Genomic DNA, 23,951 nt, shown 5'->3' on the forward strand with positions numbered 1-23,951 from the left:
GGTCACTGCGCGCCGAAACGAAGCCCGACCCACAAAGTGCGCGGCGCCGCCCGTTCGACCAGCCCGTCGCTCGACAAGGTGGCGACGACGCGCGTGTCGGTCAGGTTTTCGGCGCGAAGGGCGAGCGCCAGGGAAGGCGTCAGCCGCACCCCGGCGGCGGCGTCGAATGTGAGCGCATCCGGCAATGTGCGCTCACCCAGATCGTCTTCATATTGATCGCCGGTATATCGGGCCGTGACCGAGGCATGGGCACCCGCCAGGCCGCGCCAGCCGAGCGTGGTGCTGGCAAAGTGGCGCGGCGTTTGCGCGGGGCGCAGGCCATTCAGGCCCGCCGCCGGGCCGCCCGCGATCACTTTGGCATCGACATAGGAATAGCCGCCCGACAGCGTCCACGCGCCGATCCCGAGCGAGGCGTCGAACTCCGCGCCCTTCGCTTCGATGCCGCCCAGATTTTGGCGCTCGCGCAGGTTCGGGCCGATCGTCACGTTGGCGATCGGATCGTCGAGGCGGTTGGCGAACAAGGTGAGGCCGAGACGCGCGGTGGAGAGCGGGCGATAGTCGATCCCCGCCTCGATCCCCCTCAGCCGCTCCGGCGCGAGCCCGGCATTGGCGCGCGTCGTTTCCGCGCCCACCCGGAATGGCCGGTACAGCTCGTTCAGCGTCGGGAGGCGCCAGCCGAGATAAGCGGCGCCGCGAAGGGTGAGAGCCGGGCCGGGACGATAGGCGGCGCCGATCCGCCCGGTCGGGCGCCAGCCGCTGCGATCGTCGAACGCGATGCCGGTCAGCGTCCTGCCGGTGGCGAACACCTTCTCCGTCAGGCGGCCGTCATGAATGGCCCAATGGTCGATCCGGCCGCCGAGGCTGATCGTCATGGCTTCGGTTTCCCAGGCGCCATCGGCGAACAGGCCCAAAACATCCGTGGTCCCGCCCGCAACCCGCCCGCGCGTCGCCACATCGTTGACGAAGAAAAAACCTTCCCGCGTTTCGCCGGACGTCTGGCGCCAGTCGCCGCCAACCCGCAGCGTGAAATCGGGCGCGACGCGCGGTATCCATTCGACACGAGCGCCAAGGCCCGTGGAAGGAACGCTCACCTGCTCGGCCACCCGCACGGCTTGCGTCCGCGCGGCGTTCACGCTGGCGAAGCTGTTGTAGAAATCACGGGTTTGAACGTAGAAAAGCGCCGACCAGCGGTCCGGGCCCACAAGGCGCAACGATGCGTCCGCTCCGGTCGTGCTGTTCGCGCTGAGCGGCGTGCCGCGCTCGCGGCGATCGGTGAAGACCGTGCCGCTCACCTGCACTTCCACGTCGGCGGACAGCGGCGCGGCGCCGCGCACTCCGACGCTTGCCTGTTCGTAGGGGGAGGGCCGGTCCACCGGCCCCCTCTGATCCGCGACGATGGGCGTGAAGCCGTCGCCCCGCCCGTAATTGGCCGATATCGCGGCAAAACCGGCGCCAAGCCCTCCGCTCCAGCCGGCGCGCGCGTCGAGGCTGTCGCGGCTGCCATAATATAGGCTCCCATGTGCGCCGCCAATGTCGCCCGGACCCGCGCTGGTCAGCTCGATCGTCCCCGCAAGCGCGCCGGGACCGTAGAGGCCGCTCCCGCCGCCGCGGATCACGCGGACGGCGCCCAGGCGTTCGGGGTCGTAAGCCGGCCAATTGATCCAGCCGCCGAACGGATCGGTCTGCGGCACGCCGTCCAGAATGAGCAGCGCCCGGCTCGACGCATTGCCGCCGAGGCCGCGCAGCGTCACGCCCTGGCTGGTCGGATTGGCCGACCGCGCGTCGGAACGGCGAAAGTTTTGAACGCCCGGCACATCGCGCAGAATATCGTCGAGGCGGCCGGACGCGGAGGTCGTCAGACGGTCGCGATCGATTACCGTCACGTCATAGGCGCGGTCACCGGCGCTGGCTGGAAGGCCGCGGCCGGTCACCACGATCTCTTCGGCAAAAGCGGGAGCGGAGATCAAGGTCAAAAGCAAAGGGAAGCGATTCATGCCGGCGGCATAACGATCCTTCCCCGTTTCGTCACCCGGTCAAATGGTTTCGAAACGAGACAGGGCCTCCCTTTGCCATGACGGAAAGAGGAGCGGCGATTACCGTCCCGAAGCGCGTCTTTTCGCCCGATTGCTCTTGGGAACGCCTTTGTGCCCGAAATTCGGGCGGCGGCTTTTCGGGCGCTTCACGCGATTGCGTTCGCGCTCTTCGCCGCCGCCGGACCCACGCGCCGCATGACCCGAAGCCTGGGCAGGCATGACGCGGCTGTTCTTGATCCGCTCCGCCTCGGCCAGGAAGCCTTCGGGCAGCGGCACCACTTCCACCTTCTGCTTGGTGAGCTTCTCAATGCCCTTGAGGTAAGCCCGCTCGTCGTCCGCGCAAAAGGCGATGGCCATGCCGCCGGCGCCCGCGCGGGCGGTGCGGCCGATGCGGTGGACATATTGTTCGGGCACGTTCGGAAGCTCGAAATTGATGACGTGGCTGACGCCCGGAATGTCGATGCCGCGCGCCGCGACGTCGGTGGCGATCAAAATCTTCACTTCGCCCGACCGGAACTGGCCGAGCGCGCGCTCGCGCTGCGGCTGGCTCTTGTTGCCGTGAATGGCGTTAGAGGCGATGCCGTTGCCCGCGAGCAGGCGAACGACGCGGTCGGCGCCGTGCTTGGTGCGGGTGAAGACGAGAACGCGGTCCATCTTGTGCGTTTCGAAACCCTCGCGCAGCGCGATGGTGAGAAGGGCCTGCTTCTCCTGCGTATTGACGAAGGTCACGAATTGCTCGACCCGCTCGGCGGTCGACGCCGCTGGCGTGACCGCGACTTCCGCCGGATCGGTGAGGAAGCGGTCGGCCAGTTCCTTGATCGTCTTCGGCATGGTGGCTGAGAAGAACAGGGTCTGGCGCTTCGACGGCAACAGCTTCACGATGGCCTTCAGGGCATGGATGAAGCCGAGATCGAGCATCTGGTCTGCCTCGTCCAGCACCAGCACTTCGACGTTGCGCAGCGTCAGGAAGCCCTGCTCGATCAGGTCGAGGAGGCGGCCCGGCGTTGCGACCAGGACGTCGACGCCCCGCGCGACGTCGTTCTTGTTCTTGTTGATCGACGTGCCCCCGAACACGGTCGCGACGGAGAGATGCGCGAAGCGGCTATAAGCCTTGGCATTCTCCGCAATCTGTCCGGCCAGCTCGCGCGTCGGCGCGAGCACCAGCATGCGGCAGGTGCGCGGTTGCGGACGCTTGTTGGACAGGATCAAGCGGTCGATGGAGGGCAGCATGAAGGCGGCCGTCTTGCCGGTGCCGGTCTGCGCGATGCCGAGAAGGTCGCGGCCTTTCAGCACCAGCGGAATGGCCTGCGCCTGGATCGGCGTCGGCTGGCCGTAATCCTTCAAAGCCAGCGCTTGCATAATCGGCTCTGAAAGGCCGAGGGTAGAAAATTCAATCATGGTGGAACTCGCAAAAAGCGGCGTCCGCGCAGCCTGAATGGCGCGCGAAAACGCGGCGGGTTTTGACCAACCCGCGTGAAAAGGGAGAGCCTAGGAAAGGCGAAGGAGGCCGGCCCGAATGCGGGCGATCACGCTGCCTCTAGCAACTTCGCGTGGGAGGCATTTGGCGAAGATGAACGGGAAAGTCAAGTAAAGGGGGTTTTAGTCTCTCGCCTGACCTCGCGCCGGACGACGGCCCAGCCCAGCATGGCCGCCGCCATAAGGGTTGCTCCCGCCAGGAAAAAGGACAGGCCGGGATGATCGATGACGGGTTTGGCGCCGACCGAATTGGCATAGACGAAACCGAAGAACAAAGGGGAAGCCACGCCCGCGATGCTGCCGACGCTCATATTGGCGCCTTGAAGCTGGCCTTGTTCCTGCTCCGATACGCGCTGGGTCATCAGGGATTGCAGCGTCGGCATGGCGAACCCCCATAGCGCACTGACAAAGATGCCCGCGACGAACCACGCGCCGGTGGGGGCGAAGCCAAGGAGGCCAAGTCCGACCGCACCGACAATGAGTCCGCAGACCATCACCGTCCTGTCGCCGAAGCGTTTGACCGCTGGACCTACCAGAACCGCCTGCACCAGGATGTCGAGCACGCCCCACAGGGCAAGGCCAAGGCCCACTTCCCACGTGCCCCAGCCATAGCGCAAGGCGGCGTAGAGGACGAACACCACCGAAAAGACGTGATGCGCGAAATAAAGGAGGAAGTTGACGATCGCGAGGCCCGAGAGTTCCGGGTGCGAGCGCAGGAGGCGCAGCGCCCCAAAGGGGTTCGCCCGGGTCCAGGAAAAGGCCATGCGCTTGTCCTCCGGCAGCGATTCCGGAAGAACGAACAGGCCGTAGAGAAAGGCGAGACCCGCAAGACCCGCCGCGGCCCAGAAGGGCACGCGCGGACCCCATTCGCCCAATATGCCGCCGACCATCGGCCCCGCGACGAAACCGCCGCTGAACGCCGCCCCGATGAGGCCATAGGCGCGGGACCGTTTTTCCGGCTCCGTAATGTCCGCCATATAGGCAAAAGCGGTGGTGAAGCTGGACGAGGTGAGCCCGCCCAATATGCGGCCCACCGCCAGCCACCAAAGGTTCGGGGCCAGCGCCATCAGCGCGAAGTCGGCCGCAAGCCCGGCCGCTGAGATGAGGATGACCGGCCGGCGCCCATAGCGGTCGGACAAGGATCCGATGACCGGCGAGAAAATGAATTGCATGCCCGCCCAGAGCGCGACGAACAGGCCGTTATAGATGCCCGCTTCCGCATTCGATCCGGTAAATTCGAAGATCAATGCGGGGAGCACCGGAATGACGATCCCCATCGCCATCACGTCCAGAAACGCCGTCACGAAGATGAAGCCGAGAGCTGGATTGTAGCGTGCGCGAACGGCAGCCGTCATGATGTTCGCGCCCTGCTCTTCGCTTATTCGAATTCGACGATAACCGCATCCACGGCAAGGCTGTCGCCGGCTTTGGCTTCGACCTTCTTCACCGTGCCCGCTTTCTCTGCGCGAAGGATATTCTCCATCTTCATCGCTTCGACGACCGCAAGCGCTTGCCCAGCCTCCACCTTGTCGCCTTCCGCGACATGGAGCTGGGTGAGCAGTCCGGGCATCGGGCAGAGGAGATATTTGGAAAGATCGGGCGGCGTCTTCTCGATCATATGAGCGGCGAGCGCGGCCGTCCGCGGGTCGAGCACCCGTACCTTATGCTTGGCGCCGCGCGTGGTGAACAGCCAGGACGAGCCCTTGCGCTCGATCTGGACGGTGAGCGGCTTGCCGTCGATCAGCGCGTCCACACGGCGTTGACCCGGCGTATAATCGACCTCGACATGGAAGGCCGCGCCGGACACGGTGACGTCGCCGTCCAGCACCGCGACCTCGAAATCCTCGCCATCGATCCGCGCAACCCATACAGACGGCGGATCGAGCGGCGCGCCGAGCTGCCCGTCAATATGCCGCGCCCTGACTGCTTCCGCCGTCGCGACCATCGCACCGAGCGCCGCGAGGCTGCGGCGAAGCTCCGCGCTCGCGGGTGCGCCCTGGAAGCCCTCCGGATATTCCTCGGCGATGAAGCCGGTGGTGAGGCGGCCCTCGCGGAAGCGCGGATGCTGCATCAGCGCGGAGAGGAAATCGACATTGTGGCCGATGCCGCCGAGCTCGAACGCGTCGAGCGCGGCGATCTGCTTGTCGATCGCTTCTTCGCGTGTCGCGCCATAGGTGATGAGCTTGGCGATCATCGGATCGTAGAACATCGACACTTCGCCGCCTTCGAACACGCCATCGTCGACGCGGACGCCATTGCCGGCAGGTGAGGGACGGTAGCGACTGAGGCGTCCTGTCGATGGCAGGAAGCCCCGATAGGGGTCTTCGGCATAGACGCGGTTCTCGATCGCCCAGCCGGTCAGCTTCACATCAGCCTGCGTGAAGGCGAGCTTCTCTCCGTAAGCGACGCGAATCATCTGCTCAACGAGATCGAGGCCGGTGACTTCCTCCGTCACCGGATGCTCGACCTGAAGCCTAGTGTTCATTTCGAGGAAGTAGAAACCCTTGCCGGTGGTATCCGCGCCCGACACGATGAGCTCCACCGTCCCCGCGCTATAATAGCCGACGGCGCGGGCCAGCGCGACGGCCTGCTCGCCCATCGCCTTGCGCATTTCAGGGGTGACGAAAGGAGAGGGGGCTTCCTCGACCACCTTCTGGTGGCGGCGCTGCACCGAACATTCGCGCTCGCCAAGATAGACGATATTGCCATGCTGATCGCCCAGCACCTGGATCTCGATGTGGCGCGGGCTTTCGATGAACTTTTCGATGAACACGCGATCGTCGCCGAAGCTGGCGAGGCCTTCGCGCTTCGTCGCCTCGAAGCCCTCGCGCACATCCTGCTCGTTATAAGCGAGGCGCATGCCCTTGCCGCCGCCGCCCGCCGAGGCCTTCATCATCACCGGATAGCCGATCTCTCCTGCGATGCGGACCGCCTCGTCCGTATCCGCGATTTCCCCCAGATAGCCCGGCACCACGTTAACGCCCGCCTCCTTGGCGAGCTTCTTGGACTCGATCTTGTCGCCCATCGCGGCGATGGCCTTCGGCGGCGGCCCGATGAAAGCGATGCCGTTGTCGGCCAAGGCGCGGGCAAAACTTTCCCGCTCGGACAGGAAGCCGTAGCCAGGATGTACGGCTTCCGCTCCGGTTGCCTTGCATGCCGCAATAATCGCGTCGGCCAGCAAATAGCTCTCGCTCGCAGGCGGGGGCCCCAGCCGCACCGCTTCATCCGCCATCCGCACATGCGGCGCCCGCGCGTCGGCGTCGGAATAGACGGCCACCGTCTTGATGCCCATCTTCTTCGCCGTGCGGATGACGCGGCAGGCAATTTCCCCGCGATTGGCGATCAGGATTTTTTTGAACATGCGACTGTGAATCCGATTTCGGGATCGTGGTTGACCGGTGTGGGAAAGAGATATTGCAACGCTTCGGGCGACACGTGGTGGTAGATGGTGCCGTGGGTCGCCTCGTGATGCGGCACATAGCACCATTGCCCTGCCTTGGCAGGATTGGCGGCAAGCGCTGCGACTAGGCGGTCGACGCCGCTCTGCATTTCCCGCCCTTCATTGGCAATGGTTAGGAACAGGCGTGTATCGGCTGCCTCTCGCCTCCCGAGCCGGAAGGCGGTCTCATAGGACAAACGTTCATTGTCCCACCATAGGCTGGGGCTGACCGCGCCATAGCGGTCGAACAATGCCGGTTCGGTGAGGAAAGTTTCGACGATGAAGAGACCAGCCAGCGATTCCCCCAGCACCGCATCTTCGCCATTGGTGCGGTAGGCTTTTTCGACGAGCGGCTTCACCTCGTCTCGAATGAAGGCCCGGAAAGCGGCCGAAGATCCTGCCGTAGGATATTGGGCGAGCAGCTTCGCGTCGGCCGTCGGGCCGATCAATTCGCGCCGCCGGTCCTTGGTTTCGATGCCGACGACGATGATCGGCAATGAACGGGCCCAAATGCCGCCCAGCTGCGTCGTTCCGGCGATATGCAGGAAGTCCTGCTCTAATCCACCGTCCACCAGGTAGAGGACTGGAAAACGCTTCGTCCCATCGCCATAGCCGTCCGGCAGATAGACGTTCACCGCGCGCTCTTCGCCCAGATGGCGGGAAGCGACACGATGAGTCTCGCCGATCGTGATCGGAACCGGATCCGCGACGGCAGGTGCCGTGAGCAGCAGAATCGCGGAGAGTAGGGCTTTGATCACGCGGCCTCTTCCCTGGCCGGATCGTCAATCATCGGCCTCAGCCCCAGCTTGGCGAACAAGGCGCTATCGGCATCGCCCCCCGCATTGCCGGTCGTGAGAAGCCTGTCGCCCGTGAAGATTGAATTCGCCCCCGCCATGAAGCAAAGCGCCTGGGTGCTTTCGCTCATGCTTTCGCGGCCCGCGGACAGGCGGACCATGGAATGCGGCATGGTGATACGCGCTACCGCGACGGTGCGGACGAATTCGATATCGTCGATCTTGGCGAGCGGCGTATCGGCCAGCATGTCGCCGAGCACCGTGCCCTTCACCGGCACCAGGGCGTTGATGGGGACGCTTTCGGGGTGAGCCGGAAGCGTGGCGAGCGCATGGATGAAGCCCACGCGATCCTCGCGCGTTTCGCCCATGCCGACGATACCGCCGGAGCAGACGTTGATCCCCGCTACGCGGACATTGTTCAGCGTCTCGATCCGGTCCTCGAAGGTGCGGGTCGAGATGATATTGGCGTAATTTTCCGGACTCGTGTCGATATTGTGGTTGTAATAATCGAGCCCTGCATCGGCGAGCATTCGCGCCTGATCCGGCGTCAGCATGCCCAATGTCATGCAGGTTTCGAGCCCCATGGCGCGCACGCCCTTCACCATTTCGACGATGGCGGGCATGTCGCGGTCCTTCGGGTTACGCCAGGCCGCACCCATGCAGAAACGGCCCGACCCATTGTCTTTGGCTTCGGCCGCCGCTTGCAACACTGCGCGCACGTCCATCAGCTTTTCGGCCTTGAGGCCCGATTTGGCGGAAGCGGATTGCGAACAATAGCCGCAATCTTCCGGACAGCCGCCGGTCTTGATGGAGAGGAGCGTCGACAGCTGCACCTCGTTCGCCGGATGGTGAGCGCGATGAACGCTCTGCGCTTCGTAGAGCAGATCAAGGAACGGCCTGTCGAACAGGGCCGCGATTTCCTCGCGGGTCCAATCCTGCCTCACGTCCCGTTCGGTTCGAGCGCAGTCGAGAACCGTGTCTGGCCGCTTCTCGACTGCGCTCGAAGCGAACGGGGAAGGGGAGCAACTGTTCATTCTTCATCCTCATCGGGCCCGGCCGGTGGCACATTGTGGCCGAGCAATTTCAACACTTCGCCCGCCGCGTCCACCAGGTTCGTGCCGGGGCCGAAAATCCCCTGCACGCCCGCGTCGCGGAGGAATTGATAATCCTGCGCCGGGATAACGCCGCCGGCGATCACCTTAATGTCGCTGCGGCCCGCGTCGCGGAGGTGCCCGATCAATTCGGGGATCAGGGTCTTGTGCCCGGCGGCAAGGCTGGAGGCGCCGACCACGTCGACCTGCCTTTCAATGGCGAGATCGGCGGCTTCCTTCGGCGTTTGGAATAGCGGACCCGCGACGACCTCGAAACCCAGGTCGCCGAAGGCGGAAGACACCAGGTTGGCGCCGCGATCGTGGCCATCCTGCCCCATTTTCGCGACGAGCATGCGCGGCTTGCGGCCCTTGCGCCGTTCGATGGAGCCGACGCCCTCCCGCAGCATCTTCCAACGACCGTCATCCCGATAGGCGCCGCCGTAGATGCCGCTCACCGGCTGCGGATTGGTGCCGTAGCGGCCGAACACGTCTTCCATCGCGGAGGAGATTTCGCCGAGCGTGGCGCGGGCGCGTGCGCACTCCACGGCGAGGGCGAGGAGGTTGTTCTCAAATCCTCCCCGGAACGGGGAGGTGGCAGGCGCCCCGGCGCCTGACGGAGGGGCTGGCGCGATGGAGGGGTTCGTGCCTGCCCCTCCACCATGCTGCGCATGGTTCCCCTCCCCGTACCGGGGAGGATTGCAGCGCGCCCCTTCCCGCAGCGCATCGAGCGCCGCCTGGCACTCGGCTTCGTCACGCTCCGCCTTCACCTTCTCGATGCGGCGGATCTGGGCCTCGCGCACTGCATGATTGTCGACGTCGAGGATGTCGATCTCGGCCTCATCGGCGAGGCGATAGCGGTTGACGCCGACGATCACGTCCTCGCCCTTGTCGACGCGCGCGGCGCGGGCGGCGGAGGCTTCCTCGATCATCGCCTTGGGCCAGCCCGCGGCCACGGCCTTCGCCATGCCGCCTTCGGCCTCGACGCGCTCGATAATCTTCCAGGCTTTGTCGTAAAGCTCCTGCGTCAGCGCCTCGACATAATAAGAGCCGCCCAAGGGATCGACGACATTGGTAATGCCGGTTTCCTCCTGCAGCACGATCTGGGTGTTGCGCGCGATGCGGGCGGAGAAATCGGTCGGAAGCGCGATGGCTTCGTCGAGCGCATTGGTGTGGAGCGACTGGGTGCCGCCCAGCGCCGCCGCCATCGCCTCCACGGTTGTGCGGATGACGTTGTTGTACGGATCCTGCTCGGTGAGCGACACGCCGCTCGTCTGGCAGTGGGTGCGGAGCATCTTGGACCGTTCGTCCTTGGCGCCAAGGTCGGTCATCACCCGATGCCACAATTTCCGCGCCGCGCGCAGCTTCGCCACTTCCATGAAGAAGTTCATGCCGATGGCGAAGAAGAAGGAGAGGCGCCCGGCGAACTTGTCGAGATCGAGCCCGGTCGCCATCGCCGCCCGCGCATATTCCTTGCCGTCCGCGATGGTGAAGGCGAGCTCCTGCACCTGCGTCGCCCCGGCTTCCTGCATGTGATAGCCGGAAATGGAGATGGAGTTGAACTTGGGCATATTCTCGGACGTGTAGGCGATGATGTCCGAGATGATCCGCATCGAGGGTTCAGGCGGATAGATATAGGTGTTGCGGACCATGAACTCCTTCAGGATGTCGTTCTGGATCGTGCCGTCCAGCGCACCTTGAGGGACTCCCTGCTCCTCCGCCGCGACGATGTAGAAAGCGAGGATCGGGATGACCGCGCCATTCATCGTCATGGAAACCGACATCTGATCGAGCGGAATGCCGTCGAACAGGATCTTCATGTCCTCGACCGTGTCGATCGCCACACCCGCCTTGCCGACATCGCCGACGACGCGCGGATGATCGCTGTCATAGCCCCGATGCGTGGCGAGATCGAAGGCGACACTGAGCCCCTTCTGCCCGGCGGCGAGGTTGCGGCGATAGAAAGCGTTCGATTCCTCGGCGGTTGAGAAGCCCGCATATTGGCGAATGGTCCACGGGCGGCCCGCATACATGGACGCGCGCACCCCGCGCGTGAATGGCGCGAAGCCGGGGAGGCCGGGATCGATGCCCGCGACATCCTCGGCGGTGTAAAGCGGCTTCACCGCGATCCCTTCCGGCGTCTGCCAGGTGAGATCGCGCCCCTTCACTTCCTTCTGGGCCAGCGCCTCCCAATCGGCGCGCGTGGGTTTGTTCGTGTCACTCATAATCAAATACCCAAAAAACCGTTCGCTTCGAGCGAAGTCGAGAAGCCCTTCCGAGCGGAGCCGAGGCAAGAGAAGTCTCGGCTCCGCTCGACGCCGTGTCTCGACTTCGCTCGACACGAACGGTGGGGGGAGAATTCAATGCTCCCTTTTGGGAGCCTCCATCAATTCCACCAGCACCCCGCCCATGTCCTTGGGATGCACGAAGATCACCGGCGTTCCATGCGCTCCGATGCGCGGCTCGCCCAGCACCTTGGCGCCCTTGGCTTCCATCTCGGCCTTGGCGGCATGAATGTCGGGCACCTCGAAACAGACATGATGCTGCCCGCCAAGCGGATTCTTCTCCAGAAACTTCAGGATCGGCGAGGTCTCGCCCAGCGGCTCGATCAACTCGATCTGGCTGTTGGGCGTATCGACAAAGCACACCCGCACCCCCTGCGCGGGCAAGTCGAACGCCTCATGTATCTTCGTCGCGCCAAGCAGGTCGCGATAGATCGGAATGCTCTTCTCGATGGAAGGGGTCGCGACACCGACATGATTCAGACGGCCTAGCGTCATGCGTTCAAACCTTTCATTTCGCGCGCCAAGGGCATGACATGGTTTGCCGTCAGCGGCGCCAGGGTCAGTCCGTCGAGCTTGGCGGGATCGATCCAGATCGCTTCCTCGATCTCCGCTTGAGCTTTTGCCTCGCCATCCAAAGTCACGGCAAAAAGCTGGGCATCGACCGTGCAATCCGGCTCGTTCGCAGCAGGTGCGATGAAATGGCCCAGCTCCTGGCTCGAACCGGCTTTCACGCCGCAACCAAGCTCTTCCCGGATTTCACGCTCAAGAGCTGCGAACGGCTCTTCGCCATCGGCCATCTTGCCGCCCGGCTGCATAAAGGCCGCCGTGCCGCGCTTGCGGACGAGTAAGGTCCGGCCATCCTCATCCATAACCAGCCCGGCGACGATCCGGATGACGTTGTCCGCGCCCATGTCAGAGCGGGATGTTGTCATGCTTCTTCCACGGGTTTTCGAGCTGCTTGTCGCGCAGCTTGCGCAGGCCAAGGGCGATCCGCCGCCGCGTGGAATGGGGCATGATCACCTCGTCGATGAAGCCCTTGCTTGCCGCCACGAAGGGGTTGGCGAAGCGTTCCTCATATTCGCGCGTGCGCTCCGCGATTTTTTCGGGATCGCCAATGTCCTTGCGGAAGATGATCTCCACCGCGCCCTTGGCGCCCATCACCGCGATTTCGGCGGACGGCCAGGCGTAGTTGAGGTCACCGCGCAGGTGTTTTGAGGCCATGACGTCATAGGCGCCGCCATAGGCCTTGCGGGTAATGACGGTGATCTTCGGCACGGTCGCTTCGGCATAAGCGAAGAGCAGTTTCGCGCCATGCTTGATGATGCCGCTATGCTCCTGCGCGACGCCGGGGAGGAAGCCCGGCACGTCGACGAAGGTGACGATCGGAATGTCGAAGGCGTCGCAGAAGCGGACGAAGCGCCCGGCCTTCTTCGAGCTGTTGATGTCGAGCACCCCGGCCAGCACCATCGGCTGGTTGGCGACGATGCCGATCGTTCGGCCTTCGACCCGCCCGAAACCGCAGAGGATGTTCCCGGCATGGGTCGGCTGCACCTCGAAGAAATCGCCTTCGTCGACGACCTTCCGGATGAGCTCGTGCATGTCGTACGGCTTGTTCGCGCTGTCGGGGATCAGGGTGTCGAGGCTGTCCTCGATCCGGTCCCACGGATCGGTCGTCTGCCGCGTCGGCAGATCGTGGCGGTTCGACAGCGGCAGGAAATCGAAGAAGTCGCGGGTCGCGAGCAGGGCCTCGATGTCATTCTCGAACGCCACGTCGGCGACGCCCGATTTGGTCGTGTGGGTGACGGCGCCGCCCAATTCCTCCTGCGTCACGACTTCGTTGGTGACGGTCTTCACCACGTCCGGCCCGGTGACGAACATGTAGCTTGAATCCTTCACCATGAAGATGAAGTCGGTCATTGCGGGTGAGTACACCGCGCCGCCCGCGCACGGGCCCATGATCAGGCTGATCTGCGGCACCACGCCGGACGCGAGCACGTTGCGCTGGAACACTTCCGCATAGCCGCCGAGAGAGGCAACGCCTTCCTGGATGCGGGCGCCGCCGGAATCGTTCAAACCGATCACCGGCGCGCCGACCTTCAGCGCCATGTCCATGATCTTGCAAATCTTCTGCGCGTGGCGTTCGGACAGCGATCCGCCGAAGACGGTGAAATCCTGCGCGAAAACGTAGACGAGGCGGCCGTTGATCGTGCCGGACCCTGTGACGACGCCGTCGCCCGGCACCTTCTGGCTCTCCATGCCGAAGTCGGCGCAATTATGCTCGACGAACATGTCATATTCTTCGAAGCTGCCCGGATCGAGCAGCACGTCGAGCCGCTCCCGCGCGGTCAGCCGACCTTTGGCATGCTGCGCATCGATGCGCGCCTGCCCGCCGCCCAGCCGCGCCCGTTCGCGCCGGTCTTCCAGTTCCTCGATCGTGGTCGCCAAAGGAGGTTCCTCTCACCTGTTCTTGCCGATCCCTTTTTCAGGAGCGGAGGCAAAAGGCAATGCAGAGGTGCAGGATATCCCCCACTCGCGTCACCCCGGACTCGATCCGGGGTCCATGAACACCGCTTTATTCGGAAAAGTCCGTGTTCATGGATGCTGTATCAAGTCCGGCATGACGAGTGTGGCGTCGTTGCAAGGAAGATGCGACGAAGCAACCCAGTGACACGGAGCCCCTAGATTGCTTCGCTCTGCTCGCAATGGCGAGTGCTTATGCCCCCTGGGGCGCAGGGCCTCCGATGCCGCCGCGCGGACGGCGGGTGGTGGGGATGGACGTGCCGGTGACAGGCAAGGCGGGATGTCGCTTGGAAGGATCCTCGCGGCCGATATCCTCGCCTTTGATCGCCTTTTTGGCCTCCTCGCCAGAGAGCGTCTCATATTCGAGAAGCGCGGCGGCGAGGCTGTGCAGTTCGTCGAGATGCTCGGTCAGCACCTTGCGTGCCGTGGCTTCGCCTTCCTCGACGAGGCGGCGAACCTCCTGGTCGATCAATTTCGCGGTCTCGCCGGAAATGGATTGCGTGCGGGCGACGCTGTGGCCGAGGAACACTTCGTCCTGATTATCGCGGTAGCGCAGCCAGCCGAGCTTTTCCGACATGCCATATTCCATGACCATCGCGCGGGCGAGATCCGTCGCCTGCTGGATGTCGTTGGACGCGCCGGTGTTGAGTTCGTCCTCGCCATAGATGAGCTGTTCGGCGATGCGACCGCCGAAGGACAGGGCGAGACGCGCCTTCATCTGCTTCATGTTCATCGAATAACGGTCGCGCTCCGGCAGGTTCCAGGTGACGCCGAGCGCCCGGCCGCGCGGAATGATGGTCACCTTGTGGAGCGGGTCGCAGCCCGGCACATGGAGCGAGACGAGGGCGTGGCCGGCCTCGTGATAGGCGGTCGCCTTCTTCTCGTCCTCGGTCATGACCATGGACTTCCTCTCGGCGCCCATCATGACCTTGTCCTTGGCTTCCTCGAACTCCTTCATCGCGACGAGGCGCTTGCCCTTGCGTGCGGCGAGGAGGGCGGCTTCGTTGGCGAGGTTGGCGAGATCGGCGCCCGAAAAGCCCGGCGTGCCGCGCGCGATGGTGCGCGCGTCGACGTCCGGCGCCAAGGGCAATTTCTTCATGTGGACGGCGAGGATCTTCTCGCGGCCTTCAATGTCCGGACGCGGCACGACGACCTGGCGGTCGAAACGGCCCGGGCGGAGAAGGGCGGGGTCGAGCACGTCGGGACGGTTGGTCGCGGCGATGATGATGATGCCTTCATTGGCTTCGAACCCGTCCATTTCGACGAGCAGCTGATTGAGCGTCTGTTCGCGCTCGTCATTGCCGTTGCCGAGGCCCGCGCCGCGATGGCGGCCGACCGCGTCGATTTCGTCGATGAAGACGATGCAGGGCGCATTCTTCTTCGCTTGTTCGAACATGTCGCGCACGCGGCTGGCGCCCACGCCGACGAACATCTCGACGAAGTCGGAGCCCGAAATGGTGAAGAAGGGCACGTTCGCCTCACCCGCGATGGCGCGGGCAAGCAAAGTTTTTCCGGTGCCGGGCGAGCCGACAAGCAGCGCGCCCTTCGGGATTTTGCCGCCGAGGCGGGCGAATTTGGAAGGATCCTTGAGGAAATCAACGATCTCCTGCAATTCCTCGCGCGCTTCGTCGATGCCCGCCACATCGTCGAACGTCACGCGGCCATGCTTTTCGGTCAGCATCTTGGCCTTGGACTTGCCGAAACCCATCGCGCCCGATCCTGCATTCTTCTGCATCTGGCGCATGACGAAGATCGCGATGCCGATCATCAGCAGGAAGGGGAGAGACTGGTAGAGTAGGATCAGCCAAACGCTGGTCTGCGGCTCCGGCTCGGCGGAAAAGGCGACGCCCTGCTGCTTCAGCCGGTCGATGATCTGCGGATCCTGCGGCGCATAGGTACGATAACGCTGGCCGTTGGACAGCTCGCCCTGGATATATTCCTTGGTGATGACCGCATTCTTGACGCTGCCGTCCTCCACCTTCTGCAGGAAATCCGAATAGCCGATGCTGTTCCCCGCCGGCGCGCTGCCGCCGCCGCCCGCGACTTGAACGAAGAACAGGACCGCGAGCAGGATGCCTGCCCAGATCATCAGATTCTTCATCCACGGATTGCCCTGTGGCTGTTGCGGCGGCTGCTTGTCGTCGTTCATGTGAGTCCGGTCTAACCTTTCGAAAACCTAGATAGGCATTTCCAGCCGCAGCACAATGCGGGCTGCGCGGTGAATGGAAGGTTGACGAATGGGCTAGCCCCGAATGCGGCGGCGCGGCGCCGGGGCGATGCGCCATAAATGCCCGCTTGCCGACCCTTTGACGCCGGCAAAGGTCGCCGTTTTTCCGGATTCGAGACTGGCTAGAAGGCCATCGACGCTCGCGATTGGCCGTGCGCCGGGGGGAACGGCGTGCCGCGCGTGAAGATCGGCGATGGCGTGAAGGAGCAGGCGGCGGCGGATTTCACGCGGAAGGTCGGTCACGTCGACCCGCCACGCGCCGTCGTCCAAGCGCGCCCGGTCCGCCCAGAAATGCTCTGCCGTCCACACGAGCGCGTCTTCGGCCTGGCCCAGAATGGCTGCGCTTTTCGTCAGCCGGACGGGATCGAGAACCGGATTGTCCGCCAGCAACCGCCGCATCGCGACACGGTCGTAACGCGCATCCCGGTTCGACGGGTCGTCCACCGGCAGGATAGAGGTTGACGCGACGATCTTCCCAAGCTCCTCCCGGCGCCATTCAAGAAGCGGGCGGGCGATCTTCAGGGAGGGGCCTTCGAAACGGACCGGGCGGATTCCGGACAGGCCGGCAAGGCCCGCGCCGCGCTGGAGCCGCATCAGGAGGGTTTCGGCCTGATCGTCCGCATGGTGCGCGGTGAAAAGAACGGAAATGCCCGTATTTTCCGCCCAGGCGCGGAGGGCGGCATAGCGGGCGCGGCGCGCCTCTCCCTGAACGCCCATGCCGCGTTCGGCGACTGCGACCTTCAAAACGACGTGCGGACAGCCGATCGATGCGCAAATGCGTCCGGCGAAGAGGGCTTCTTCCCGGCTTTCCGGGCGAAGGCCGTGATCGACGGTCGCTGCCGAAACCCGCCCATCGAACGTAGCCCATGCAAGAAGTAAAAGCGCGAGGCTGTCGGGGCCGCCCGATACCGCCACTCCGATCCGGCCGGGGTCGGTCCTGCCCAGGAGCCGCTGGACATCCTCGCGGAAGCGCTCGACGTGGGCGGGTGCGATCGTCATGCGCCGATCCCTACGTCAGGCGCGGACCCGCGAAAAGCGGGAAGCGGCTCAGTCGGCGGCGTCGGAAACGGTTTCGCCCACCGACTGCACATCCTCGCCGATCCCGGCGATGGTGTTGCAAGCGGCGAGCGCCAAGGTGAGGCCGAGGGCCAGTGTCAGCTTACGAATCATGGATTTGCCTCCCTTTTTCACGAACATTTCGCGTCCTGACGCGCCTTGGGCAGACGCTGTTTCACCCAGTCGCGCATGGTGGGATAGACGTCGGCCAGTTCGTCATAGACCTTGCACGCCTCCGCCGGCTTCTTGAGCGCGGTAAGCGCCTGGCCGAGGAAATAAAGGCTATCGGCGGCGCGCTCGCCCTTCGGATTGGTCTGATAATTGGACAGGAAAATCTTCGCGGCCGTCGCGGGCTTGCCGTCGTCCAAATAAGCGCGGCCAAGCAAATTCTGCCCATAGCTCGCCCGGGCATGTTTGGGATATTTCTTCACCATCGCCTCGAGCGCCGCCTGCGCCTCGCCATATTTGCCTTCGTCCCACAGGCGATAGCCGGTGAGATAAGCCTGCTCTCCCGGATCGGCGGCGGCCGCGGGAGTTTCGGCTTGCGCAGGTTCCGGGGTTGGGGGAGCGGTCGACGGCGCCTCCTCGGCCGGTTGCGGGACAGGCTTGGCAAGGCGGGTTTCCATGTCCGCCCTATAGCGGTTGAACGCCTCCTCAAGCTGGCGGACGCGATAGGCATTTTCCTCGGTCTGGCCGGTCAGCGTGCGGAGCTGGCTTTCCAGCGCATCGACGCGGGCGGTGAGGTCGGCGACGGCGGAGGTGGCAGGCACGCCGGACGTCGCGACATCCTGCTGAGGGACGATTTCAGGCTGAACCGCGCCGCCCGGAAAGACCTTGCGCTGAACGGCCTGCACATCGCGTTCCAGCTTTTCGACCCGGCGGCCGAGGTCGGACTGGGCGGCGGCGGGCATCGCGGCCCCCGCCATCAACATGGCGACGATCAAGGAAATACGCATCGAACTACCCCGCGAAAACATGCCCGGCCGGGCGACTGATCCGCTTTATATCAAAGCCGGAACCTGTCGCCAGCCTGAAGCGATCAAAGCCCGTTGGCGCCGGCGGCCCCCGGGGCGTTATCAGGAAGCGGGATAGGGCCGGGCTGCCCGGAAGTGCCAGGCGTCGTCCCGCCATTGCGGGCGAGGAGATCGGCGGCGAGCAGGCTCACGTCCGAAATCGTCCGCTCGGGTTCGCCGAGCGGCGCCACTGGCGTGTTGCCGATCGTCACGCGCAGCGCTTGCGGCTTGCCGGTCAGGATTTGCGGACGGGTCGCGGTGGCGGGCACTTCGTAGCGATCGCCTGGCTTCATCGTCGCTTCGTAAAGACGCTGGCCGCCTGCTTCATAAATGCGGAGCCAGACCTCCTCGGTCGCGGTGAGGACGACCGGGCCCGTGGGAGCGGCGGCGGGCGCTTCGGCCGCAGGCGCGGCTTGCTGCGGAGCGGCAGGGCTGCTCGTGACCGGCGCCTGCGCCTGCTCGACATCCGTGCCGCCCAAAGCAGCGCTCCGCCAGATAAAGTAGCCGGCGATAAGGGCGATACCGATAATGCCGATCATGATCGCGAGCGAACGCGGCGGCACCCGCGCCGGATCGGCCGGTTCGTAATAAGCGGTCGACGCGGCCTCGCTGCGCGTCGCGCCCAATTGCTCGCGCAGCTCCGCGCCGATGGCGTTGCCGTTGAGGCCGACCGCATTGGCGTAAGTGCGCGCGAACCCAACGCTGTAGGTGACGGCGGGCAGCGCGTCCCAATCGCCCTGTTCGATGTGTTGGAGATGGCGGATGGGTATGCGGGTGTGCGCTGCGATATCGTCGAGTTTCATGCCCTTGGCTTCGCGGGCGGCCTTCAGGCGCTCCCCGATCGGTCCCCCGGCATATGCCCCTTCATCCATATCCACCATTAACTCGCCCCTGCCGTTACGCTGCGTCATGACATAGCAGCATGCGGCCCTTGTCAACCGGGCTGCTGAATGTCGCGATACTTTCTCGTGCTGGCTTGTTTAACCCAGCGCAACCTGATGCCGGTCCGCCCAAGCCGCGAGAGCCGCGCGCAGGTCTTCCGGCGGGCGCGCCAACATGCCCTCGAGCGCGGGCGTCAATGCGGACAGATCGAGGGAGCGGATCATCGCCTTGATCTGGCCCACCGCCACAGGCGTGATGGACAGGCGGCGAATGCCGATGCCGATCAACGCCATCGCCTCGAGCGGCCGTCCGCCCATCTCGCCGCACACGCCGACCGGAACGCCATGATCGTCCGCCGCCCTGACCACGCGGCGGAGGAAACGCAGGATGGCCGGGCTCAGCCAGTCGTAACGCTCGGCGAGCTTGGGATGGGCGCGGTCGGCGGCGAAGAGAAATTGGGTGAGATCGTTGGTGCCGATCGACAGGAAATCGATCTTCGGCAGCAGGATGTCGAGCGTCTCGGCTAGCGCGGGGACTTCGAGCATCGCCCCATAGCGCACGTCGCGGGGCAGGGCCTTCCGGCGCGCGGCGAGCCAGGCGCGCTGTTCCTCGACCAGCGCCTTCGCGGCGTCGAATTCCCATGGCTCGGAGATCATCGGGAACATGACGTTGAGCACGCCGCCCGCCGCCGCTTCGAGGAGCGCGCGGGCCTGTGCCTTCATCAGGCCGTCGCGGTCGAGGGCGAGGCGCAGCGCGCGCCAACCCATTGCGGGGTTTTCCTCATTCTCGCTATCCTCGACCTTCAAATAGGGGAGCGCCTTGTCGCCGCCGACATCGATGGTGCGGAAGATGACCGGCTTGTCGCCCGCCGCGTCGAGCACGGATTTGTAAAGGCGCTGCTGGCTCTCCCGGCGGGGCAAGGTGGCGGACACGAGAAATTGGAATTCGGTCCGGAAAAGGCCGATGCCGTCCGCGCCCACCAGGTCGAGGGCGCCTGCGTCGTCGCGCAGGCCGGCATTCACCATCAATGTCATGCGCGTACCGTCCCTGGTCACCGGGGGCTGGTCGCGAAGCGCGGCATATTGGGCGCGCCGTTTCTGGCTGGCGAGGAGCTTCGCCTCGAATGCTTCCTCCAGCACATTGTTCGGACGGACGAAGGCGGTGCCTTCGCCGGTGTCGAGCAGGATTTCGTCGCCTTCCGACACGAGCTGGCGAATATTGCGAACCCGGCCCAGCATTGGAATGCCCATGGCGCGCGCGACGATGGTGACGTGCGCGGTCAGCGACCCTTCCTCCAAGATCACGCCCTTCAGGCGGCGCTTGTCATATTCCAGCAGCTCGGCCGGGCCGAGATTGCGGGCGATGAGGATCGCGTCTCCGCGCAGCCCCATCTGCGCCGCCGTGCCGAGCTGTCCCGACACGATGCGGAGGAGGCGATTGGCGAGATCGTCGAGGTCGTGCATCCGCTCGGCGAGCAAGGGATCGTCGATCTGGCGCATCCGCATGCGGGTGCGCTGCTGGACGCGCTCGATCGCCGCCTCGGCGGTAAGGCCACTGTCGATCGCCTCGTTGATCCGCCGCGACCAGCCTTCGTCATAGGCGAACATCTTGTAGGTTTCGAGTATCTCCTGATGCTCGCCCGCGGTGCCGAATTCGGCCTGGCTCGTCATCGTGTCAATCTGCTCGCGCATCTTCCGGAAAGCGGAATAGACGCGCTGACGCTCCGCCTCGGTATCCTCCGCGACGGTGTGTTCGATCAGAATGCGCGGCTGATGGAAGACGGCCGTGCCCCGGCCCATGCCGGTCACGAGCTTGAGCCCGTCAAGCCGTGCCGTGCCCGCATCCCGCGCCTTGTCGGTCGCGGCGGTCGCGCGGTCGGCAAGACCGGCATTGGCGATCAGTTCGGACAGCACCATGGCGACGGTCTGCAAAGCCTCGATCTCGACATCGTCATAGGCCCGGCTTTCGGCATGCTGGACGGCGAGAACGCCGATCGCGCGCTCGCGCCGGACAATGGGCACGCCCGCGAAGCTGTGAAACATTTCCTCGCCCGTCTCGGGCCGGTAGGCGAATTCGGGGTGGCGGGTCGCTTCGTCGAGATTGAGGATCGCGACATCCTCCGCGATCGTGCCGACCAGGCCCTCGCCAAGAGCGAGCTTGGTGACGTGGACGGCGCTCTGGTTGAGGCCGACGGTCGCGAACAGTTCAAGCACCCCGTCGCGCAGCAAGTAGATGGAACAGACTTCGCTGCCCATCGCCTCGGCGATGATCTTCACCACCTTGTTGAGCTTCGCCTGCGCCTGTGTCTTGGAAGCCATCACCTCATGAAGGCCGGTCAGGATTTCGCGTGCGGAGGTGGCGGAAGCGGTGGGCATAGCCCCCGCTATCAGATTGCCGCCCTAGTTTCCAACGCTTGCCTGATCGAAAACCGAGACCTCCATATTAAATCGCGCTTAACGCATCCGTTCTACCTCCGGAATGAGACCCAAGCTTTGACCGGAAGTTCGATGAAGATTGCTTTGCCATTTCTTGCCGCCATCCTGCTTACCGGCTGCGGCGGAGAGGGATCCTCATCGTCGCCCCCGCCCTCGCCGCCGCCCCCGTCCCCTTCTCCTCCGCCTCCCGCCCAGATCACGGTTTCTCCGGCACAGGCGCAGATCGGCTATGCGGATACCCAGCAGCTTTCCTGCAGTGTGGCCGGGCACCCGACCGATACCTGCACGTGGACCCTCCTGGATGGGCCATCCAGCGGCAGAATTACCGAAACCGGCCTCTACGTGGCTCCCTTGGCGCAGGGGAACTACCGCGTGGTCGCGACTAGCATCGCCGACCCAACCCGATCGGCGACCGCCACTGTCTCAGTCGTTCCTATGGGGGAACCGGCGTACAAACCTTGGGTAACAGGTTATTACGGATGGACGGAATATCCCGTTGAAGAAGTCGATATGGGGCCACTGTCGCATCTCGTCATTTACGGGGTCGTCGCTGCAAGCTCCTTCGGCCCCGACGTCCAGCCAGGCGATCTGGAAGAAATGACAGGCTACCCCATCCACGGGGAGGGAGGGCCAGAGGAGCGGCTCGTTCGCCGCGCACATGACAAGGGGGTGAAAGCCCTGCTGATGCTCGATGGAAGCGGAAACAATGACAGTTCCCTTCTGGTGGCTACCACCGATGCTGCACGCCCTCGCTTCATAACCAATATTCTGAACCGCCTGCGTGCCGACGACTATGACGGTATCGCGATAAATTGGCTTAAAGTAAGGACGGATTTCACCAATTTGAGCGAGGAGGAAGTTCGGAGAAGATATAAGGCTCTCCTCGTCGATCTTCGCGCCGCCGCTCGTAATCATCCATCCTACGGCAGCCAACGTCCCCTGATCATTACGGTCGCGGCCACGGCGCCGAACATATTCGGCCTCGCCGATGGGCGAGTTCCAGCCTGGCAGGCCGAGATACCAAGCCTGGTGGATCAATATAATGTAACGCCTTACGGCCAGTTCGATCACGCCTCATATTTTCCTGAAAAAGGGGGTAGCAGCCTATCGTGGTTCAACGGCGCCATTGGAGGCGCGGCGCCGGAGCATCCTTACGATCTCGCCAGCGCTATCGCGGCTTATACGAGAGCGGGTGTGGATCCGCGAAAGCTGGGAGTCGGCATTGTCTTCAACGGAACCTACTATGGGCCGGATGTGACAGGGCCACGGCAGCCGATAGCCGCCAGCACTATTTTCGAGGGCTTTTTCCTCCGTACCTCTTATCGCGAACTCGCAAGGCTCGGCTATCTTATCAATGGCACTTACCGATGGGATCCGGTGGCTCAGGTCGGATATCGCAGCTACCCGGGTGGCGGATTTGCTCCCACGCTTCCAAGCGTTCCCCATCAGCCTCCCAATCTGCCAGCCGGCTTCCTGTCCTACGAGGATGAGATGTCCATCGCCGTCAAAGGACATTGGGTACGGCGCAACAGCATTGGCGGGGTGGCACTCTGGAGGATAGACTATGGCTATCTGCCGGACAGCAAAACTAATCCTCTGTTGTCGGCGGTAGGCACCGCCTTTCCGTTCAAACGCTAGGCAGGGCGGGGCCTCATGCCGCCGCGCGCCGTTCCAGCGCGGCCGCGGCCTCTTCCATCAAGGTGGCGATGATGTTGGCCGTGGGCCGCTCGTCCTTCACCATGCCGACCGACTGACCGGCCATGATCGAGCCGGTTTCGACATCGCCATCGATCACCGCGCGGCGAAGCGCTCCGGCCCAATAATGCTCGATCTGGAGCTGCGCCTCGGCCATCTCGATCTCGCCAGTGTCGAGGCGGTTGGCGACTTCGCGCTGCTTGGCGGCGAACGCCTCGGTTTCCTTGTTCTTGAGGGCGCGAACCGGGATGACGGGCAGGCGCGGGTCGATCTGCACGCTGGTCACCGCATCGCGGGCCGAGGCGCGGATGAACGCCTTCTTGAAATTGGGATGGGCGATGCATTCGGTCGCGCAGACGAAGCGGGTGCCGAGCTGGACGCCCGCCGCGCCCATTTCCAGGTAACCCGCAATCGCCTCGCCGCGCGCGATGCCGCCCGCGACGAAGACGGGGAGATCGGCCGCGACTTCGGGCAGGATTTCCTGGGCGAGGACGGAGGTGGAGACCGGACCGATGTGACCGCCCGCTTCCATGCCTTCGATCACCAAGGCATCGACGCCGGAACGGATCAGCTTCTTGGCGAGCGCGAGCGCGGGGGCGAAGCAGATGACCTTGGCGCCGGTCGCCTTGATCCGCTCCAGCGCGCCGGGCGGCGGCAGGCCGCCCGCGAGGACGACATGGCCGACCTTATGCTTGCCGCACACGTCGATCAGCTCGGAGAGCTGCGGGTGCATGGTGATGAGGTTGACGCCGAACGGCTTGTCCGTGCGCTTCTTCGTCTCGGCGATTTCGGTGTCGAGCAGTTCGGGGCTCATCGCGCCGCACGCGATCACGCCGAAACCGCCGGCATTGGATATGGCGGAGACGAGGTTGCGCTCCGACACCCAGCTCATCGCGCCGCCCATGATGGCGACTTCGGCACCCAGGAAATCGGTGCCGCGCTTCATGAGGGCGGTGAGTTTGGAATGGCCCTCCCCCTTGATGGGGGAGGGTTGGGTGGGGGTGATGT

The 23,951-nt window shown here is 64.4% G+C and carries 18 protein-coding genes; 1 reads left to right on the forward strand and 17 read right to left on the reverse strand.

The annotated features are described in order from the left end of the window. Nucleotides 1–2: 2 nt before the first annotated feature. The 16 genes from IC614_RS11545 to ptsP all read right to left on the reverse strand — a co-directional run bounded on the left by IC614_RS11545 (nt 3) and on the right by ptsP (nt 21,188). A complete protein-coding gene (locus IC614_RS11545) occupies nt 3–1,994 on the reverse strand; it encodes a TonB-dependent receptor (RefSeq protein WP_200971605.1) in 1,992 nt (663 codons plus the stop codon). A gap of 99 nt (nt 1,995–2,093) precedes the next feature. Then, nucleotides 2,094–3,392 carry a DEAD/DEAH box helicase gene (locus IC614_RS11550; protein ID WP_404829130.1) on the reverse strand — a complete coding sequence of 433 codons (1,299 nt, stop codon included), beginning with the start codon at nt 3,390–3,392 and terminating at the stop codon, nt 2,094–2,096. A 224-nt stretch (nt 3,393–3,616) separates the two neighbouring features. Further along, nucleotides 3,617–4,864: a TCR/Tet family MFS transporter gene (locus IC614_RS11555; RefSeq protein WP_200971607.1), complete on the reverse strand. Its 1,248-nt coding sequence runs from the start codon at nt 4,862–4,864 to the stop codon at nt 3,617–3,619. Nucleotides 4,865–4,887: 23 nt separating this feature from the next. Continuing rightward, a complete protein-coding gene (locus IC614_RS11560) occupies nt 4,888–6,870 on the reverse strand; it encodes an acetyl-CoA carboxylase biotin carboxylase subunit (protein ID WP_200971608.1) in 1,983 nt (660 codons plus the stop codon). Then, on the reverse strand, nt 6,852–7,706 hold the full coding sequence (locus IC614_RS11565) for an alpha/beta hydrolase (protein WP_200971609.1): 855 nt from the start codon (nt 7,704–7,706) through the stop codon (nt 6,852–6,854). Before IC614_RS11565 ends, IC614_RS11560 begins: the two co-directional genes overlap by 19 nt. Then, nucleotides 7,703–8,686: a biotin synthase BioB gene (bioB, locus tag IC614_RS11570; RefSeq protein WP_226372653.1), complete on the reverse strand. Its 984-nt coding sequence runs from the start codon at nt 8,684–8,686 to the stop codon at nt 7,703–7,705. The genes IC614_RS11565 and bioB overlap by 4 nt, the downstream gene beginning before the upstream one ends. Before the next feature lie 86 nt (nt 8,687–8,772). Next, nucleotides 8,773–11,055, reverse strand: coding sequence for a methylmalonyl-CoA mutase (gene scpA / locus IC614_RS11575; protein ID WP_200971611.1), 2,283 nt, complete (start codon nt 11,053–11,055; stop codon nt 8,773–8,775). A 135-nt stretch (nt 11,056–11,190) separates the two neighbouring features. Next, nucleotides 11,191–11,610: a methylmalonyl-CoA epimerase gene (mce, locus tag IC614_RS11580; RefSeq protein WP_200971612.1), complete on the reverse strand. Its 420-nt coding sequence runs from the start codon at nt 11,608–11,610 to the stop codon at nt 11,191–11,193. Beyond that, complete coding sequence (locus IC614_RS11585; RefSeq protein ID WP_226372654.1) at nt 11,607–12,047, reverse strand: NUDIX hydrolase; 441 nt, start codon at nt 12,045–12,047, stop codon at nt 11,607–11,609. The genes mce and IC614_RS11585 overlap by 4 nt, the downstream gene beginning before the upstream one ends. Continuing rightward, nucleotides 12,028–13,560 (reverse strand): acyl-CoA carboxylase subunit beta, encoded by a 1,533-nt coding sequence (locus IC614_RS11590; RefSeq protein ID WP_200971613.1) that lies wholly within the window; start codon nt 13,558–13,560, stop codon nt 12,028–12,030. The genes IC614_RS11585 and IC614_RS11590 overlap by 20 nt, the downstream gene beginning before the upstream one ends. Before the next feature lie 268 nt (nt 13,561–13,828). Next, the gene (ftsH, locus tag IC614_RS11595; RefSeq protein WP_200971614.1) at nt 13,829–15,784 is read right to left on the reverse strand and encodes an ATP-dependent zinc metalloprotease FtsH; all 1,956 of its coding nucleotides are present in this window, start codon (nt 15,782–15,784) and stop codon (nt 13,829–13,831) included. Between the two features lie 93 nt (nt 15,785–15,877). Further along, nucleotides 15,878–16,861 carry a tRNA lysidine(34) synthetase TilS gene (tilS, locus tag IC614_RS11600; RefSeq protein ID WP_200971615.1) on the reverse strand — a complete coding sequence of 328 codons (984 nt, stop codon included), beginning with the start codon at nt 16,859–16,861 and terminating at the stop codon, nt 15,878–15,880. Nucleotides 16,862–16,909: 48 nt separating this feature from the next. Then, entirely contained in the window at nt 16,910–17,032 is a 123-nt protein-coding gene (locus tag IC614_RS11605; protein WP_200971616.1) for an entericidin A/B family lipoprotein, read from the reverse strand. 17 nt (nt 17,033–17,049) lie between these two features. Then, a complete protein-coding gene (locus tag IC614_RS11610) occupies nt 17,050–17,874 on the reverse strand; it encodes a tetratricopeptide repeat protein (RefSeq protein WP_200971617.1) in 825 nt (274 codons plus the stop codon). A gap of 83 nt (nt 17,875–17,957) precedes the next feature. Next, nucleotides 17,958–18,842 carry a helix-turn-helix domain-containing protein gene (locus IC614_RS11615; RefSeq protein WP_226372655.1) on the reverse strand — a complete coding sequence of 295 codons (885 nt, stop codon included), beginning with the start codon at nt 18,840–18,842 and terminating at the stop codon, nt 17,958–17,960. Between the two features lie 69 nt (nt 18,843–18,911). Then, nucleotides 18,912–21,188, reverse strand: coding sequence for a phosphoenolpyruvate--protein phosphotransferase (ptsP, locus tag IC614_RS11620; RefSeq protein ID WP_200971618.1), 2,277 nt, complete (start codon nt 21,186–21,188; stop codon nt 18,912–18,914). A 132-nt stretch (nt 21,189–21,320) separates the two neighbouring features. Between ptsP and IC614_RS11625 the strand changes: the two genes are divergently transcribed. Next, the gene (locus IC614_RS11625; RefSeq protein ID WP_200971619.1) at nt 21,321–22,886 is read left to right on the forward strand and encodes a glycosyl hydrolase family 18 protein; all 1,566 of its coding nucleotides are present in this window, start codon (nt 21,321–21,323) and stop codon (nt 22,884–22,886) included. Between the two features lie 13 nt (nt 22,887–22,899). On the opposite strand, the gene IC614_RS11630 is transcribed toward IC614_RS11625, so the two are convergent. Beyond that, nucleotides 22,900–23,889, reverse strand: coding sequence for an NAD(P)H-dependent flavin oxidoreductase (locus tag IC614_RS11630; RefSeq protein WP_226372782.1), 990 nt, complete (start codon nt 23,887–23,889; stop codon nt 22,900–22,902). Between the last annotated feature and the right edge of the window lie 62 nt (nt 23,890–23,951).

The organism is Sphingosinicella flava (assembly GCF_016025255.1).
Classification (GTDB): Bacteria; Pseudomonadota; Alphaproteobacteria; order Sphingomonadales; family Sphingomonadaceae; genus Allosphingosinicella; species Allosphingosinicella flava.

Bases quoted from the DNA above. Each gene is read 5' to 3' on its own strand.
- scpA (WP_200971611.1), bottom strand. From the start codon at position 11,055: ATGAGTGACACGAACAAACCCACGCGCGCCGATTGGGAGGCGCTGGCC.
- mce (WP_200971612.1), bottom strand. From the start codon at position 11,610: ATGACGCTAGGCCGTCTGAATCATGTCGGTGTCGCGACCCCTTCCATC.
- IC614_RS11560 (WP_200971608.1), bottom strand. From the start codon at position 6,870: ATGTTCAAAAAAATCCTGATCGCCAATCGCGGGGAAATTGCCTGCCGC.
- IC614_RS11555 (WP_200971607.1), bottom strand. From the start codon at position 4,864: ATGACGGCTGCCGTTCGCGCACGCTACAATCCAGCTCTCGGCTTCATC.
- tilS (WP_200971615.1), bottom strand. From the start codon at position 16,861: ATGACGATCGCACCCGCCCACGTCGAGCGCTTCCGCGAGGATGTCCAG.
- IC614_RS11610 (WP_200971617.1), bottom strand. From the start codon at position 17,874: ATGCGTATTTCCTTGATCGTCGCCATGTTGATGGCGGGGGCCGCGATG.
- IC614_RS11630 (WP_226372782.1), bottom strand. From the start codon at position 23,889: ATGAAGCGCGGCACCGATTTCCTGGGTGCCGAAGTCGCCATCATGGGC.
- IC614_RS11605 (WP_200971616.1), bottom strand. From the start codon at position 17,032: ATGATTCGTAAGCTGACACTGGCCCTCGGCCTCACCTTGGCGCTCGCC.
- IC614_RS11585 (WP_226372654.1), bottom strand. From the start codon at position 12,047: ATGACAACATCCCGCTCTGACATGGGCGCGGACAACGTCATCCGGATC.
- IC614_RS11625 (WP_200971619.1), top strand. From the start codon at position 21,321: ATGAAGATTGCTTTGCCATTTCTTGCCGCCATCCTGCTTACCGGCTGC.
- ftsH (WP_200971614.1), bottom strand. From the start codon at position 15,784: ATGAACGACGACAAGCAGCCGCCGCAACAGCCACAGGGCAATCCGTGG.
- IC614_RS11550 (WP_404829130.1), bottom strand. From the start codon at position 3,392: ATGCAAGCGCTGGCTTTGAAGGATTACGGCCAGCCGACGCCGATCCAG.
- IC614_RS11615 (WP_226372655.1), bottom strand. From the start codon at position 18,842: ATGACGCAGCGTAACGGCAGGGGCGAGTTAATGGTGGATATGGATGAA.
- IC614_RS11545 (WP_200971605.1), bottom strand. From the start codon at position 1,994: ATGAATCGCTTCCCTTTGCTTTTGACCTTGATCTCCGCTCCCGCTTTT.
- ptsP (WP_200971618.1), bottom strand. From the start codon at position 21,188: ATGCCCACCGCTTCCGCCACCTCCGCACGCGAAATCCTGACCGGCCTT.